At 61.6% G+C, this 15,742-nt stretch carries 15 protein-coding genes; 6 read left to right on the forward strand and 9 right to left on the reverse strand.

Translation table 11 applies throughout. The annotated features are described in order from the left end of the window. Window position 1: 1 nt before the first annotated feature. Complete coding sequence (gene sufB, locus ACYVOC_RS13435) at window positions 2–1,459, reverse strand: Fe-S cluster assembly protein SufB (protein WP_461162149.1); 1,458 nt, start codon at window positions 1,457–1,459, stop codon at window positions 2–4. Window positions 1,460–1,973: 514 nt separating this feature from the next. Here sufB and ACYVOC_RS13440 point away from each other — a divergent pair. Further along, a complete protein-coding gene (locus ACYVOC_RS13440) occupies window positions 1,974–4,481 on the forward strand; it encodes a bifunctional diguanylate cyclase/phosphodiesterase (protein WP_461162160.1) in 2,508 nt (835 codons plus the stop codon). A gap of 4 nt (window positions 4,482–4,485) precedes the next feature. On the opposite strand, the gene ACYVOC_RS13445 is transcribed toward ACYVOC_RS13440, so the two are convergent. Next, window positions 4,486–6,090, reverse strand: coding sequence for a GNAT family N-acetyltransferase (locus ACYVOC_RS13445; protein ID WP_461162150.1), 1,605 nt, complete (start codon window positions 6,088–6,090; stop codon window positions 4,486–4,488). Window positions 6,091–6,179: 89 nt separating this feature from the next. On the opposite strand from ACYVOC_RS13445, the gene ACYVOC_RS13450 reads away from it, so the two are divergent. Together ACYVOC_RS13450 and ACYVOC_RS13455 are read left to right on the forward strand one after the other, a co-directional pair. Further along, a complete protein-coding gene (locus ACYVOC_RS13450) occupies window positions 6,180–7,838 on the forward strand; it encodes an NAD+ synthase (protein ID WP_461162151.1) in 1,659 nt (552 codons plus the stop codon). Between the two features lie 49 nt (window positions 7,839–7,887). Further along, window positions 7,888–8,226 (forward strand): P-II family nitrogen regulator, encoded by a 339-nt coding sequence (locus tag ACYVOC_RS13455; RefSeq protein ID WP_116004016.1) that lies wholly within the window; start codon window positions 7,888–7,890, stop codon window positions 8,224–8,226. A gap of 30 nt (window positions 8,227–8,256) precedes the next feature. Here ACYVOC_RS13455 and ACYVOC_RS13460 read toward each other — a convergent pair whose 3' ends face one another. The 7 genes from ACYVOC_RS13460 to ACYVOC_RS13490 all read right to left on the reverse strand — a co-directional run bounded on the left by ACYVOC_RS13460 (window position 8,257) and on the right by ACYVOC_RS13490 (window position 11,932). Beyond that, complete coding sequence (locus ACYVOC_RS13460) at window positions 8,257–8,850, reverse strand: LOG family protein (protein WP_116004015.1); 594 nt, start codon at window positions 8,848–8,850, stop codon at window positions 8,257–8,259. Then, window positions 8,843–9,253 (reverse strand): diacylglycerol kinase, encoded by a 411-nt coding sequence (locus tag ACYVOC_RS13465; protein WP_116004014.1) that lies wholly within the window; start codon window positions 9,251–9,253, stop codon window positions 8,843–8,845. The genes ACYVOC_RS13460 and ACYVOC_RS13465 overlap by 8 nt, the downstream gene beginning before the upstream one ends. A gap of 38 nt (window positions 9,254–9,291) precedes the next feature. Continuing rightward, the gene (locus tag ACYVOC_RS13470) at window positions 9,292–9,834 is read right to left on the reverse strand and encodes an RDD family protein (protein ID WP_461162152.1); all 543 of its coding nucleotides are present in this window, start codon (window positions 9,832–9,834) and stop codon (window positions 9,292–9,294) included. A 15-nt stretch (window positions 9,835–9,849) separates the two neighbouring features. After that, window positions 9,850–10,695, reverse strand: a complete 846-nt coding sequence (locus ACYVOC_RS13475) for a DUF3106 domain-containing protein (RefSeq protein ID WP_461162153.1) — start codon at window positions 10,693–10,695, stop codon at window positions 9,850–9,852. A gap of 18 nt (window positions 10,696–10,713) precedes the next feature. After that, window positions 10,714–11,154: a DUF3619 family protein gene (locus tag ACYVOC_RS13480; RefSeq protein WP_461162154.1), complete on the reverse strand. Its 441-nt coding sequence runs from the start codon at window positions 11,152–11,154 to the stop codon at window positions 10,714–10,716. Beyond that, the gene (locus ACYVOC_RS13485; RefSeq protein WP_116004010.1) at window positions 11,151–11,720 is read right to left on the reverse strand and encodes an RNA polymerase sigma factor; all 570 of its coding nucleotides are present in this window, start codon (window positions 11,718–11,720) and stop codon (window positions 11,151–11,153) included. Before ACYVOC_RS13485 ends, ACYVOC_RS13480 begins: the two co-directional genes overlap by 4 nt. A gap of 68 nt (window positions 11,721–11,788) precedes the next feature. After that, window positions 11,789–11,932, reverse strand: coding sequence for a hypothetical protein (locus tag ACYVOC_RS13490; RefSeq protein WP_461162155.1), 144 nt, complete (start codon window positions 11,930–11,932; stop codon window positions 11,789–11,791). Between the two features lie 70 nt (window positions 11,933–12,002). On the opposite strand from ACYVOC_RS13490, the gene ACYVOC_RS13495 reads away from it, so the two are divergent. The 3 genes from ACYVOC_RS13495 (at window position 12,003) to ilvC (ending at window position 15,630) form a co-directional block, all read left to right on the forward strand. Then, window positions 12,003–13,781, forward strand: a complete 1,779-nt coding sequence (locus ACYVOC_RS13495; RefSeq protein ID WP_116004009.1) for an acetolactate synthase 3 catalytic subunit — start codon at window positions 12,003–12,005, stop codon at window positions 13,779–13,781. Window positions 13,782–13,963: 182 nt separating this feature from the next. Beyond that, a complete protein-coding gene (ilvN, locus tag ACYVOC_RS13500) occupies window positions 13,964–14,455 on the forward strand; it encodes an acetolactate synthase small subunit (protein WP_116004008.1) in 492 nt (163 codons plus the stop codon). 161 nt (window positions 14,456–14,616) lie between these two features. Next, window positions 14,617–15,630, forward strand: coding sequence for a ketol-acid reductoisomerase (ilvC, locus tag ACYVOC_RS13505; protein WP_116004007.1), 1,014 nt, complete (start codon window positions 14,617–14,619; stop codon window positions 15,628–15,630). Window positions 15,631–15,742: the final 112 nt, after the last annotated feature.

Genomic DNA, 15,742 nt, shown 5'->3' on the forward strand with positions numbered 1-15,742 from the left:
ATCAACCCACAGCGCCTTCGAGAGACACCGCCAGCAGGGCCTTGGCTTCCAGGGCAAATTCCATCGGCAGTTCTTCCAGTACGGCCTGGCAGAAACCGCCCACGATGAGCGCCGTGGCTTCCTGCGGATCAATGCCGCGCTGCTGGCAGTAAAAAAGCCGTTCTTCGGAGATGCGGGTGGTGGTGGCCTCGTGCTCCACCAGGGCATCGCTGCGCGCCGTATCGATATAGGGAAAGGTATGCGCCCCGCAGTCCGGGCCGATGAGCAGCGAGTCGCACTGCGTGTGGTTGTGCGCGCCCTGGGCTGTGGGCGCGATGCGCACTAGCCCGCGGTAGCTGTTGTGGGCATGGCCCGCGCTGATGCCCTTGGAGACGATGCGGCTCTTGGTATTGCGCCCCAGGTGGATCATCTTGGTGCCGGTGTCGGCCTGCTGGTAGTGGTTGGATACCGCGATGGAGTGGAATTCGCCCCGCGAGTCATCGCCGCGCAGCACCACGCTGGGGTATTTCCAGGTGATGGCCGAGCCGGTTTCGATCTGCGTCCAGGCAATGTGCGAGCGTTGCCCTGCGCACAGCCCGCGTTTGGTCACAAAGTTGTAAATGCCGCCGCGCCCTTGTTCATCGCCGGGGTACCAGTTCTGCACGGTGGAATACTTGATGTAAGCGTCGTCGTGCGCGACCAGTTCCACCACAGCGGCGTGCAACTGGTGTTCGTCGCGCTGGGGGGCCGTGCAGCCCTCCAGGTAGCTCACATGGCTGCCTTCCTCGGCAATGATCAGGGTGCGCTCGAACTGGCCTGTGTTGCGTGCGTTGATACGAAAGTACGATGACAGCTCCATGGGACAACGTACCCCCTTAGGGATGTAGACGAAAGAGCCGTCGGAAAACACCGCCGAATTGAGTGCGGCATAAAAGTTGTCCGCCACAGGCACCACGGTGCCGAGGTAGCGTTCAATCAGTTCTGGATGGTGCTCCACGGCGTGTGAGAACGAGCAGAAGATCACGCCCACCTCGGCCAGTTGCTCGCGGAAGGTGGTCCCTACGGAGACAGAATCAAAAACAGCGTCCACCGCTACCCCGGCCAGGCGGGCGCGTTCGTGCAGCGGTACATTGAGTTTTTCGTAGGTTTCGAGCAGCTTGGGGTCTACCTCGGCCAGGCTCTTGGGGCCATCTTTGAGGGATTTGGGCGCTGAGTAGTAGCAAAGCGCCTGGAAGTCGATGGCATCGACCTGCAAGCGTCCCCAGGCCGGGGGCTCCATGGTCTGCCAGCGCTTGAATGCGGCCAGTCGCCACTGCAGCAAAAACGCGGGTTCACGTTTGCGCAGTGAAATGGCGCGAATCGTGTCTTCATCCAGACCCGGAGGCAGGGCGTCGGATTCAACGTCTGTCACAAACCCGTGTTGGTAGGGGCGCTCAAGCGCTTGCACCAAAGGTGCGGCCTGTTCAATGCTGCTGGACATAGTGCATTTCCTTTCAGGGTTGCGCCGGGGCAGTGGCGCGCCCAGGGCGGTGCCGGGATGGGTTTGTGGAGTGTTGTTTCATCGCAGAATCCAAACAGTATTTAATGTGCATAGCGTATGCATCTTTAAGCGCGTATGCAAATGTGCAATCCGGTGACCGCGCCTGCATCAAGGGCATCCAGGATCTAAGGCGATGCTGAACAAGTCACCGCGATGGTGCGCGCCGTGCACCGGGATGGGATGCAAGGCGCAAATCGCAGCCATGGCCGCGGCTATGGCGAGGATTTGCAACGCCGCAGACCGCCCGAGGTACGGATGTGCAGCGCGTGAGGGGCTTGTTCAGCATCGTCCCAAAGGTTGCCATGGGGGTCGTAAAACGAAGGAGTCGTGAAAGAGTGTGTGATCGGGCAGAATCGCTCCTCATCCTTGTCAAACCCTCGTTTTGATCCTCCACATCACCCCCCGTCAACGACAGTGGCTTGTGTCACTGCTGGTGCTGGTGTCTGGCCTGCTGATGGTGCAGTTGTGGGATCGTCACTCGGTGCAGCAACAAGTCGACAAGAGCAAGGCGCTGGCAGCGGACTTGGCAGCAGACCATGCCCAGGCATTGCAGCGGGGTATCGATCGGGCGCTTTCAGCCACCTATGCGATGGCGGCCTTGGTTCGGCAAGGGGGGGGTGAAGTGCTGGACTTTGATGGGGTGGCGACTGAAATGCTGCCCTTCTACCCGGGCATCGCCGCCCTGGGCCTGGCGCCCAACGGCATCATTTGCTGTGTGTCACCGCTGGCGGGCAATGAAAAGAGCCTGGGCTTCAACCAGTTGACGGACATTGCGCAGAACCGCGAGGCGCGCCTGGCGCGTGACACAGGTAAATTGACTTTGGCAGGGCCACTTCAATTGGCGCAAGGGGGCTTGGGGGTGGTGGGGCGTTTGCCGATCTATCTCACCGCAGCGGATGGCGAGCGCCGGTTCTGGGGTTTTTCTTATGCCACCCTGCGGTTCCCCCAGGCGCTGGATGCGGCCCGTCTGCCCGTGCTGAGCGAACGCGGTTATGCCTATGCGTTGTGGCGCAAGGTGCCCGAAACGGGTGAACGCCAGCAAATCGAGACGTGGAATGCGCAGGCCTTGATCGACCCTGTCGAGCGCACACTCGCTTTGCCCAATGGCGCCTGGACACTGAGTGTGGCGCCCCTTGCAGGTTGGTACCACACGGCAGATCGGGTGCTGGAGGCGTTGGTGGGTGTCTTTGTCAGCCTGCTGATGGCTTACCTCGCATGGCTGCTGTACGCCATGCGTATTCGGGATACCCAGCTCGAAGCGCTGGTTGCGCAGCGCACCAGCGAAATCCTGGCCACGCAACAGCAATTGGAAGCCACGGTCAATGCCATCCCCGACCTGTTGTTTGAAATGGACCTGGAGGGGCGCTATTACAGCGCGCATGTGCCTCGCAAGGATATGTTGATCCCCGCAGCCGACCAGTTGCTGGGCCGATCGGTGGTTGAAATCATGCCGCAGGATGCCGCCCGGGCGGTGTTGGACGCCATCCATGAAGCTAATCAAAAAAGCTGGGCTTCAGGTGCGCAAATCCGCTTGTTCCAGCAGGGGGGCGCAGAACGCTGGTTTGCACTTTCCGTGGCGCGCAAGGCTGCACAACCGGGGGTAGGCCCGCGCTTCGTGGTGCTGTCCCGTGACATTACCCAGAACAAGCTGGACGAAGCGCAGGTGCGCCAACTGGCCCATTTCGATGCGCTGACCGGCCTGCCCAACCGTGTTTTGCTGGCAGACCGTTGCCATACGGCGATCATCATGGCCCAACGACACACCCAGTCGCTGGCGCTGCTTTTTCTGGATCTGGACCATTTCAAGAAAATCAACGATTCACTCGGCCATCGTGTGGGAGACGCCTTGTTGCAGGCGATGGCGCGGCGCCTCATCGCCATGGTGCGCGAACAAGACACTGTCTCGCGCCTCAGCGGGGATGAGTTCATTGTGGTGCTGCCGGACACCGATGCGCTCGGCGCGGCCCACCTGGCCGAGAAGCTGCTGCACGCGGCCGCCGAACCCTTCGAGATAGAGTCGCATGAGCTGACCGTGACGCCCAGCATCGGTATTGCGATGTTCCCGGGCGACGGGACGGACTTTGATAGTTTGTCGCGCTGCGCTGATGCGGCCATGTACTACGCCAAACAACACGGGCGCAACCATTTTCGGTTTTTCACGGCCGAGATGCAGGCCAGCTCCGAGCGCACACTGTTGCTTGAAAACGCCCTGCGGCGCGCTCTGGAGCGAGATCAGCTCACGCTGCACTATCAGCCTCAGATTTCGGTCGCTACGGGGGCCATCATCGGCGCCGAGGCCCTGCTGCGCTGGAAGCACCCCGAACTGGGACAGGTATCTCCAGCGGAATTCATTCCGGTGGCCGAGAGCAGCGGCATGATTTTGCCCATTGGCGAATGGGTGCTGCGCACCGCGACGCGCCAACTTCAGGAATGGATGCAGGCGGGCCATGGGTTGACCATGGCGGTCAACCTGTCGATGGTGCAGTTCCGCCAGGCCGATCTGGTGCAGCGCATCGGCGCCATCCTGGACGAGGCGGGCCTGCCCGGCCGTTGTCTGGAGCTGGAACTGACCGAGGGTGTGGCCATGACTGATCCGGACGGCGCTATTGCCATCATGGACAAGCTGCACCAGCGTGGCATTTTGCTGTCCATCGACGACTTCGGCACGGGCTATTCGTCGCTCAGCTACCTGAAGAAGTTCAAGGTCTACAAGGTCAAGATCGACCAGACCTTCGTGCGCGACATCACCACCGACCCTGATGACCGGGCCATCGTGAGCGCCATCATTTCCATGGCCGGCAGCCTGGGCATGCATACCATCGCTGAAGGCGTGGAGACGACTGGCCAGCTGGCTTTTCTGCAGGCCCAGGGCTGTGAGGAGGTGCAGGGCTACTTGTACAGCCGCCCGGTGCCCGCAGCGCAGTTTCTGCAACTGCTGGAGCAGGCGCAAACCGACTACTGAGTCTTTAATCCGGGGTACGTAAGGGGTTGCGCGCTTGCAACTGCTCCAGGTAGTTCGCCATGCCGACGCCTTCGCGTTCCAGGTAATGACCCACCGCATCGGCAAAAGCCGGATGTGCGAGCCAGTGGGCGCTGTGGGTGGGCACGGGTAGCAGGGCACGGGCCATCTTGTGTTCGCCCTGAGCGCCCCCTTCAAAGCGCTGCACACCGTGCGCTATGCACCACTGCAGCGGCTGGTAGTAGCAGGCTTCGAAGTGCAGGCAGTCCACGCGCTCCAAGGCACCCCAGTAACGGCCATAGGCTACGAATTCAGAGTATTTTTGGCCTGTAACGCTTGATGGATAAACGCTAATAGCTATCAAACTACTAGCAATTGGCTGCCCATTGCGTTCTGCGATGAACAGCAACCATGCCTCAGGCATGTGGGCTGCCATGCGCCGGAAGAAATCCCGTGTGAGGTAGGGCAGATTGCCATGCTCCAGGTAGGTGCGCTCGTAGCAGCGGTAGAAAAAATCCCAGTCGCTGGACGCAATGTCCGTGCCCTGGCGCCACTCAAAACGCACGCCTGCGTCGGCCACCCGGCGGCGCTCCTGGCGGATTTTCTTGCGCTTTTCCTGGCTCAGGCAGGACAGGAAATCGTCAAAATCGCGGTAAGCCACCGAGCCGCCGCCGGGCCGCCCCAAGGCGGCGAGAGCCCCCTCGGGGGGCAGCGAGGACACGCCAGTGCCGAGCGTGGGGGCCATCGAGCCGCCGCCGGGCCGCCCCAAGGCGGCGAGAGCCCCCTCGGGGGGCAGCGAGGACACGCCAGTGCCGAGCGTGGGGGCCACCGAGCCGCCGCCGGGCCGCCCCAAGGCGGCGAGAGCCCCCTCGGGGGGCAGCGAGGACACGGCAGTGCCGAGCGTGGGGGCCATCGAGCCGCCGCCGGGCCGCCCCAAGGCGGCGAGAGCCCCCTCGGGGGGCAGCGAGGACACGCCAGTGCCGAGCGTGGGGGCCATCGAGCCGCCGCCGGGCCGCCCCAAGGCGGCGAGAGCCCCCTCGGGGGGCAGCGAGGACACGCCAGTGCCGAGCGTGGGGGCCACATTCTTCCAATGGAATTGCACCGTCTGGCGTTGCATCAGTCCTGCTGCCTTGCAGGCATCCATGTCTGTATCGTCCGCAAACAGCAGGTGCAGCGAAGAGACGCCGGCCTGCGTGCACCAGTCGCGCAGCGCCTGCACCAGCGCGGCACGGGCCTCACAGTTCCGCGCCATCAGGCGCGTGCCTGGAACCGGCGTGAAGGGAACGGCCACCACCGCCTTGGGGTAGTAGGGCAGGCCATGCTCTGCATAAGCGTTGGCCCAGGTCCAGTCGAACACATATTCGCCGTAGGAATGGCTTTTGACGTAGAGCGGGCAGGCGGCCCACAAGACATCGCCCTGCCAGAGCGAGAGAAAGCGCGGCGTCCAGCCAGTGCGCGGCGTAGCGCTGCCGCTCTCGTGCAGGGCGGCCAGGTATTCGTGGCGCATGAAGGGGGTGGGCTGGGCTTGCAGGGCCAGCAGGGCGTTCCAGTCGGCCGCGGCGATGTCCAGCGGAGATGTGGACATGCGGGTGATAATGGCATTTTCAGCCATGGCCATTCCTGCAACCGTTGCCCGCTGGTGGGCTTGTGTGTGTTGGCTCGGCGATGCTCTCTGGGGCCCTGGCGGCTCGTTTCCATTCCATGACGCTTTCCATTTGCACTGCTCAGCTTAATTTTGTGGTGGGCGATCTGCCCGGAAACGTGCAGAAGATTGTTGCCGCGGCGCACGAGGCCCACGCCGCCGGAGCGCACCTGCTGCTGACGCCTGAACTGGCCCTGTGCGGCTACGCCGCCGAAGACCTGTTCCTGCGTCCCGCATTCCAGTCTGCCTGCGATGATGCCGTGAAAGCGGTGGCCCGCGAGACAGCGGGGTTGAAAGACCTGGCGATTGTGCTGGGCCATCCCCAGCGCGCGGCCCCCGATGCCCCCGCATTCAGCCCCTGTCTGAACGCAGCCAGCGTAGTGCGCAATGGCCGGGTGGAGCAGACCTATGCCAAGCGCGAACTGCCCAATTACCAGGTATTTGACGAACGCCGCTACTTTGTGCCGGGCCAGGAGTCTTGCGTGTTCGAGGTGGGTGGGCTGCGCGTGGGCTTGCTGATCTGCGAAGACGCCTGGCATACCGCGCCGGCGCGCGATTGCGTCCAGTCGGGTGCGGAGCTTCTGGCGGTGATCAATGCATCCCCCTTCCACATCGGCAAAAGCACTGAACGCGAACAGACCATGCGGGACCGCGTGCTGGAGACCGGCTTGCCGCTGGTTTATGCCCATCTGGTGGGAGGCCAGGACGAGGTGGTTTTTGAGGGCCGTTCGTTTGCCCTGGATACTGCAGGCGCCGTAGCAGGGCGTGCGCCAGGTTTTGTAGAAAAACTGGTGTTTACGCAGGTGGTTAAAGCGCAATCAGCTATACAAATAATAGCAAATGTGCAGCCTGAGCCTCGCATGGAAGCCGACCTGTGGGATGCGCTCGTACTGGGTGTGCGCGATTACGTGCGCAAGAATGGTTTTCCGGGCGTGCTGCTGGGTTTGTCGGGCGGCATGGACTCAGCGCTGGTGCTGGCGATTGCGGTCGATGCGCTGGGCGCTGCCAAGGTGCGCACGGTGATGATGCTCTCGCCGTATACCGCCGACATCAGCTGGATTGATGCACGCGACATGGCCGAAAGGTTGGGTGTGCAATACGACGAAATTTCCATTGCGCCGACGTTTGACGCCTTGCGGGCCGCGCTGGCGCCGCATTTTGTGGGGCGCAGCGAGGACACGACCGAGGAAAACCTGCAGGCACGCATCCGCGGCACACTGCTGATGGCGCTGTCCAACAAGTTTGGCGCCGTGGTGCTGACCACGGGCAACAAGAGCGAGCTGGCCACGGGTTATTGCACCCTCTACGGCGACATGGCGGGCGGGTTTGCGCCCATCAAGGACGTCGCCAAGACCGTGGTTTTTGACCTGGCGCGCTGGCGCAATGCCAACGACCCCTATGGCACGGGCGCCAACCCGATTCCCGAGCGCATCATCACCCGCCCCCCCAGCGCAGAGCTGCGCCCTGACCAGACGGACCAGGACAGCCTGCCGCCCTATGAGGTGCTGGACGCGATCATTGAGCGCTACATGGAAAAGGACGAACCGATCGAGAGCATCGTCGCTGCCGGCTTCGCTCGCGCCGACGTCGAGCGCGTGACGCGCCTCATCAAGATCAATGAATACAAGCGCCGCCAGGCCCCGGTAGGTATCCGGGTCACGCGGCGCAGCTTTGGCAAGGACTGGCGCTATCCCATCACCAGCCAGTTCAGGGCCTGAACCCGGCCGCCACCGACGCCCCCTATTTGCCGCATCAAGGAGTTACCCCATGAAAATGATCACCGCCATCATCAAACCCTTCAAACTCGAAGAAGTCCGCGAAGCCCTGGCCGAGTGCGGTGTCACAGGCTTGACCGTGACTGAAGTGAAGGGTTTTGGCCGCCAGAAGGGGCACACCGAGCTGTATCGGGGAGCGGAATACGTGGTGGACTTCTTGCCCAAGGTAAAGATCGAGGTGGTGGTCAAGACCGAAGACCTCGATCGCTGCGTTGATGCCATCGTGGGCGTGGCCCGCACGGGCAAGATCGGTGACGGCAAGATTTTTGTCACCCCGGTCGAGCGCGTGGTGCGCATCCGCACGGGTGACTTGGACGACACTGCCATCTGAACGGCAGCGCGCCTCGCAGCAAAACAGCGGTCAGATCACCGCGCGCAGTTCTGAGCCGTTCGGACTGGCGGGTATGGGCCGCACCAGGTGCGGGAGCAGGGTGTCTGCCGAAGTGCTGGCGTGTACCAGGTCCATTTGCCAGGGCCCCATGAAGCCGCTGCCCACGCTGGTATGCAAAAAGGCCAGCAAGCCATCGTAGTAACCCGCCACGTTCAGCAGCCCGATGGGCTTGTCGTGGTATCCCAGCTGGCGCCAGGTCCAGACTTCAAACAGTTCCTCGAACGTGCCTATGCCCCCTGGCAGCGCCAGAAAGGCGCCGCTGCGCTCGGCCATGAGCGCCTTGCGTTCGTGCATGGTTTGCACAATGTGCAGCTCATCGCAGGCATGGTTGGCGTATTCCTTGTCGACCAGCGTCTGGGGGATCACCCCCACCACCCGGCCGCCTGCCTGGGCCGTGGCCTGCGCCACCATACCCATCAGGCCGCTACTGCCGCCGCCATACACCAGTTGCCCGCCGTGGGCACCGATCCATGTGCCCACAGCATGCGCCGCGTTGGCAAACAACGGGTTCTCACCGGGGCGCGAGCCGCAGTAAACACACAGGGAAAAAGAGGGTTCAACCATGAAAATACCTTTGAAACAAAGCCGCGCCCCAGACCCCGATGCACAGCAGCAGGCTCAGCAGCACGGCGGCGCTGCCCATGTCTTTGGCGCGCTTGGACAGGTCATGCCATTCGGGGCCAATGCGGTCAATGGCAGCTTCAATGCCTGTATTGAGTAACTCGACCACCAAGAGCAGTACCACGGTGGCGGCCAGCAAGGCGGTTTCAATCCAGGTGCGACCCAGCCACAGCGATAGCGGCAGCAGCACCACGGCTGCAAGCGCTTCCTGCCGAAACGCAGTTTCGCCCCAGGCGCTGCGCAGGCCTTGCAGCGAATAGCCTGTGGCGTGCCAGAGGCGATTCAAACCGCTACGGGCCTTTTGGGGATTGACGGGATCGGTGCTTGACGGAGTAGAAGAGGGCATGGGATACCAGCGCCAGCAGAACGCGCTGCAACGGCCGACTACAGGCCAGGGGGTTGTGAATTCACCAGACGGGTACCTGCCCATGCGTCATGCCAGAACTGCTGTTGCGGGTGCAATCGGCTCGTGAGGGCCCAAACTGCGACCCAACCCAGCACGATCACGGTAACTTCGCCCGCAGGCAGCGAAAAAGGGGACACTGCAAGCAGCGGAGGCAGAAACCAAAGCCAGCTCAACACGTAGCGTGCCAAGGCGCGTGCCTGCGATACGGGGTGGCCTGCTGTGTCCACCACCCGGATATGCCAGGTTTTCATGGCCAGGGTCTGGCCCTTGGCCCAGAACCAGGTGAAATAGATACCGAAAACGACAAACAAGAAAGCCTGCAGCGCGTGGCGATTGTCCAGCGCATTGCGCGTCTGGCTCAGGGTGCCAAACAGGTACCCGGCAATGAAGACCACGCCAAACATCAACATGCCTTCATAGAGCCAGCAGGCCATGCGACGTCCCAGGCTGGGGGCAATGGCGTCGGTTGTCACGCGCGCTGGCTGGACAGTGGGATGGGCGGTGGCGGTAGGCTCTGGCATTGCGGAGTGTGCTGCTCAGTTCAGGTAGATGTCGGAGGGCCGCGTATCGGGCGTCGGTGGTTCGGGTGGCTCTGCCGGCGGGGGGGCGACTGGCGGGGCTGGAACGGCCGTGCTGGCGGGTGCGTTGGCGCTTTGTGCTTCGGGTGAGCGCGTTTCGGCGGCCACACCAGGTGCTGCAATGCGGGCCTGTGCTGAAGAAGACGGGGGAATTTTGGGGGGGTTTGCGGGGTTGCCCGCAGGGTTCACGGCCGCAGGCACCTTGGCCAGTCTCTTTGACGCACTGGGGCGTAGGGCGGGAGCTGCTCCCTGCGGTTTTGTGTTGGCACGGGCTGCCAGCTTGCGTTTTTCTTCTTCGCTCAATGCCTGGTAGGCGTCCCATTGAGAGCGTTTGTCTTCGGTTGACAGACGGTTGGTTACTGCAAAGTTGAGCCGTGCTTGGTTGCGTTGCTGCGCACTCAGGCTGGCCCAGGCCGTCATGCGGTCGTGCAGTCGCGCCTGTTCTTCCTCGGGCAAGGATGGAAAGGTTTGTGCCAGTGCCAGCCAGCGACGCTTTTGCAGGCTGCCCAGGAAGGCCCAGCGCTCTGCCAAAGGGTAGAGCGCGAGCTTCTGCGGGGTATTGAGGGTTTCCCAGCCGGGCCCTTCGTCCTTGGAGTGGGCTACTCCCGCTTTCTGGATTTCGGGAGCGTTGGTCTGTGGCTGGGCGGGTGTCGTCGGGGCACTGATCGTTGTTCCAGGAACCATGCGCACCTGTTGCACCACCATCCATGCACCCGCAGCCAGCCCTCCTAGCAACGCCAACGCCAGCACGATGGCTGGCGTTGGGCTGCGGGAACGGTGTGGCGTGTTTACGGGTGTGTGCATGCAGTGCTAAAATAAAAATCAGTGGCTTTGCGTGCCGCCCGATTTCAGAAACTGGGCGAAACCAGGGTCAGAGTATGCCGTGGGAGGCAAATCGTCGGCAAGCAGGGCTGCGTCCAGCTCAGCCACTTCCATGGTTCCGACTTCGTCCAGATCCAGATTGATCACCACCAGGCCGGCCAGCAACGCCATGATGGGAACAGCCGACAGGAGCGACTGCCACCAGTTCATGCCGCCGCCGCCACCCAAGGTGGCGCTGTGGCCCGTATGCACGAGCACGGGCGCCGTATGAACCACGGCAACGGCTTTCTTGCGGCGCGCCAGCGCCTGCATGCGGCCGGCACGCAAACGCTCAGAAATATCGTAAGGCAGCTCGCTGGCACCTTCGGTCAGTCGAGCCGTGATGCGCAGGGCAAAGCGATCAGCGGGCAGTTCGTACGGAGGAGTATGTGCGGTGTTCATAGGTGAATTCCTTTGGCCTTGAGCGCCTTGCTGAGGGCCTGAATGGCACGGAAACAGTGTGTCTTGACGCTGCCTTCAGAGCAACCCATGGCGGCTGCTGTTTCCGCTACATCCATTTCTTCCCAATAACGCATCAGGAATGCTTCCCGTTGACGTGGCGGCAGTTCCAGAATTTGAAGCTCGATATCCCGCAGCGTTTGTCCCCGGCGCGCCAGATCTTCGGCGCTCTGGGCTTGCTCGCCGCCTTCGGGGCCGTTCCAGGCTTCCAGCAGGTCGAAATCCCCACCGCCATCGGCGTCGCTCTCGAAATCGCTCATGTGCGAGAACAACGCATTGTGCGTCTTTTGACGGCGAAACCAGTCCAGCGTGCAGTTGGACAGGATGCGCTGAAAAAGCATGGGCAGCTCGCTTGCTGGCTTGTCCCCATAGTGCTCAGCCAATCGCATCATGCTGTCTTGCACAATGTCCAGGGCTGATTCCTCGTTGCGTACGTGGTACATGGAGCGCTTGAAGGCGCGCTTTTCTACGCTTTGCAGGAAATCCGAGAGTTCTTTTTCGGTGGCCAAAGGGTTTGGGGCAGGGGTGTGTGCAGTACGGAGGGCGCTGCAGCGGGGTGTGCGCAAAACGCCTTTGATTATCGCATTGGGGCGGTTTTTTTCTGCTCCCCACACTTTTTCTTTGTTGCAGTGCGATAATGGCCGACTGCAAACATAAAGGCAAACGGGTCACGGTCCGGCGCGGCAATCTTCACGCCCATGTCCTTGGCCTCAAGTTCCAAGCTGGCTTCACAAGAGTCCACGCAAGGGGCACCCAAGGTTTTTCGTTAGAGAAAATCACAAAGGTTCATCATGGAAATCACCAAGGCCGAAATCGCTTCGGCAGCCGCTGCGCAACACAATCCCGCCTCGCTGGAACTCATGGGTTCCGAGATTCTCGTCAAGGCCTTGCAGGCCGAGGGCGTGCAATACATCTGGGGCTATCCCGGCGGCGCAGTTCTTTATATTTACGACGCCCTGTACAAGCAGGACACCATTCAGCATGTACTCGTGCGCCACGAGCAGGCTGCCGTCCATGCGGCCGACGGCTATGCCAGGGCCACCGGCGAGGTGGGCGTGGCGTTGGTCACGTCCGGTCCCGGCGTCACCAATGCCATTACCGGCATTGCCACGGCTTATATGGACAGTATTCCCATGGTCATCGTCACAGGCCAGGTGCCTACGGCGGCCATTGGCCTGGATGCATTCCAGGAATGCGATACCGTGGGTATCACGCGGCCCATCGTCAAGCACAATTTTCTGGTCAAGGACGCACGCGACCTGGCCATGACGATGAAGAAGGCCTTCCACATCGCACGTACCGGCCGCCCAGGCCCGGTGGTGGTGGACATCCCCAAGGATGTGTCTTTCAAGAAGATTGCCTACGAGGGCTACCCACAGAGTGTGGAAATGCGCTCCTACAACCCGGTGCGCAAAGGCCATGGCGGTCAGATCCGCAAGGCCTTGCAACTGCTGCTGACGGCCAAACGTCCTTTCATCTATACCGGTGGCGGCGTGCTGCTGGGCAATGCCACGCAGGAACTGCGCACCCTGGTGGACATGCTGGGCTACCCGATCACCAACACCCTCATGGGCCTGGGTGCCTATCCGGCCAGCGACCGCAAGTTCCTCGGCATGCCAGGCATGCACGGCACGGTGGAAGCCAACAATGCCATGCAGAACTGCGACGTGCTGCTGGCCGTGGGCGCGCGGTTTGACGACCGCGTGATTGGCAATCCCAAGCACTTCGCCCAGAATGATCGCAAGATCATCCATATCGACATCGATCCGTCGAGCATCTCCAAGCGCGTGAAGGTGGACATTCCGATCGTCGGCGATGTCAAGGATGTGCTGACCGAGCTGATTTCCATGATCCGTGAGACACCCACGCGGGTGGAGGCTGGTGCCCTGGCCGCATGGTGGGAGACCATCGAGGCCTGGCGCGAGCGCGATTGCCTGAAATACAGCATGGGTAGCACTGACGTGATCAAACCGCAGTACGTTGTGGAGACGCTGTGGAACATGACCAAGGATGCAGACACCTATGTCACATCCGACGTGGGTCAGCACCAGATGTGGGCCGCCCAGTACTACCGGTTTGACGAGCCGCGCCGCTGGATCAATTCGGGCGGTTTGGGCACCATGGGCGTGGGCATTCCCTACGCCATGGGTATCAAGCTGGCCAAGCCCCAGAGTGAGGTTTTCTGCATTACGGGCGAGGGCTCGGTGCAGATGAACATCCAGGAGTTGTCCACCTGCCTGCAGTACAACACGCCGATCAAGATCTGTGCGTTGAACAACCGCTACCTGGGCATGGTGCGCCAGTGGCAGGAGATCGAATATTCGGGCCGCTACAGCCACAGCTATATGGATGCGTTGCCCAACTTCGTGAAGCTGGCCGAGGCCTATGGCCATGTCGGCATGCTGATCGAGCATCCCAAGGATGTGGAGCCCGCACTGCGTGAGGCGCGCAAGCTCAAGGACCGCACGGTGTTCATGGACTTCCGCACCGACCCCACCGAGAACGTATTCCCGATGATCCAGGCCGGCAAGGGCCTGACCGAGATGCTTCTGGGATCGGAAGACCTTTGAGCATAATTGGCCTCTAGCGCTCGTCCATTAAGCGCTAGCAGCTATCATTTTTGTAATTTTCGACGAATCTATTGCCTGCCAAGTCTGGCGCTTACCGGCGCCAGGGGAGGGCAGCGAAAAACGACAGTTTTCTGCGACCATTTTTGGATCGTGCTGCCGTCGCAAAAAGAGGAATCTGCACCATGAAACACATCATTGCCGTATTGCTGGAGAACGAGCCCGGCGCTCTTTCCCGCGTGGTGGGCCTTTTCTCGGCCCGTGGCTACAACATCGAGTCGCTGACCGTAGCGCCCACCGAGGATGCATCGCTCTCGCGCATGACCATCCAGACGACCGGCTCGGACGACGTGATCGAGCAGATCACCAAGCATCTCAACCGCCTCATTGAGGTCGTCAAGGTGGTCGACCTCACCGAAGGCTCCTACACCGAACGCGAGCTCATGATGGTGAAGGTGCGCGCTGTGGGCAAGGAGCGCGAAGAGATGAAGCGCATGGCTGACATCTTCCGTGGCCGCATCATCGATGTGACAGAGAAAAGCTACACCATCGAGCTGACGGGCGACCAGGTCAAGAATGAAGCCTTCCTGCAGGCCATTGACCGCACGGCCATCCTGGAGACCGTGCGTACGGGCGCCAGTGGCATCGGCCGAGGTGAGCGCATCCTGCGCGTGTAACGGATTGGCGTTCGACCGGGGCAAACGTTGTTGGGAAGCCTTGCCGTGCAACAGCACTGTCTGCGGCTCCCCCGCCTAGCCATCCGGCCGAGTCCCCATCCGATGTAAGACAATCCCATTTTTTTCAGTTTCAACCCCTGCGAATTTCAACCGGAGCGACCATGAAAGTTTTCTACGATAAAGACTGTGACCTGAGCCTGATCAAGGGCAAGACCGTGGCCATCATCGGCTACGGCTCGCAAGGCCACGCCCATGCACAAAACCTGAACGACAGCGGCGTGAAGGTCGTGGTCGGCCTGCGCAAGGGCGGTGCATCGTGGGACAAGGTCGGCAAGGCCGGTCTGAAGGTGGCTGAAGTCAACGAAGCCGTCGCATCTGCCGATGTTGTGATGATTTTGCTGCCCGATGAAAACATCGCAGGCGTTTACAGCGAAATCGAGCCGCACCTGAAAAAGGGCGCGTCGCTGGCTTTTGCCCACGGTTTCAACGTGCACTACAACCAGGTCGTGCCCCGCGCCGATCTGGACGTGTGGATGGTCGCCCCCAAGGCCCCCGGCCACACCGTGCGCAACACCTACACCCAGGGCGGCGGCGTGCCCCACCTGGTGGCCGTGCACCAGGACAAGTCCGGCAAAGCCCGTGACCTGGCCCTGAGCTACGCCATGGCCAATGGCGGCGGCAAGGCCGGCATCATCGAGACCAACTTCAAGGAAGAGACCGAGACCGACCTGTTCGGCGAACAGGCCGTGCTGTGCGGCGGCGCCGTCGAGCTGATCAAGATGGGTTACGAAACCCTGGTCGAAGCCGGCTACGCCCCTGAGATGGCCTACTTCGAATGTCTGCACGAGCTCAAGCTCATCGTGGACCTGATCTACGAAGGCGGCATCGCCAACATGAACTACTCGATCTCGAACAACGCCGAGTTCGGCGAGTACGTGACCGGCCCTGAAGTCATCAACGAAGAGTCGCGCAAGGCCATGCGCAATGCCTTGAAGCGTATCCAGAACGGTGACTACGCCAAGATGTTCATCCAGGAAGGCCGCCTGAACTACCCCAGCATGACCGCCCGCCGCCGTAACACGGCTGACCACAGCATCGAAGTAGTGGGTGCCCAGCTGCGCGCCATGATGCCTTGGATCGCCAAGAACAAGCTGGTCGACCAGACCCGCAACTGAGTACGCCGCTGCTGCGGTAACCCATGCAAAGGCCACTTCGGTGCAATGCCAGTCAGTTAAGACGGCAGCTTACCCCGGGCAGGTAAAAAGGGAGCATGTTCGTCATGCTCCC

This window comes from Simplicispira piscis, assembly GCF_054783455.1.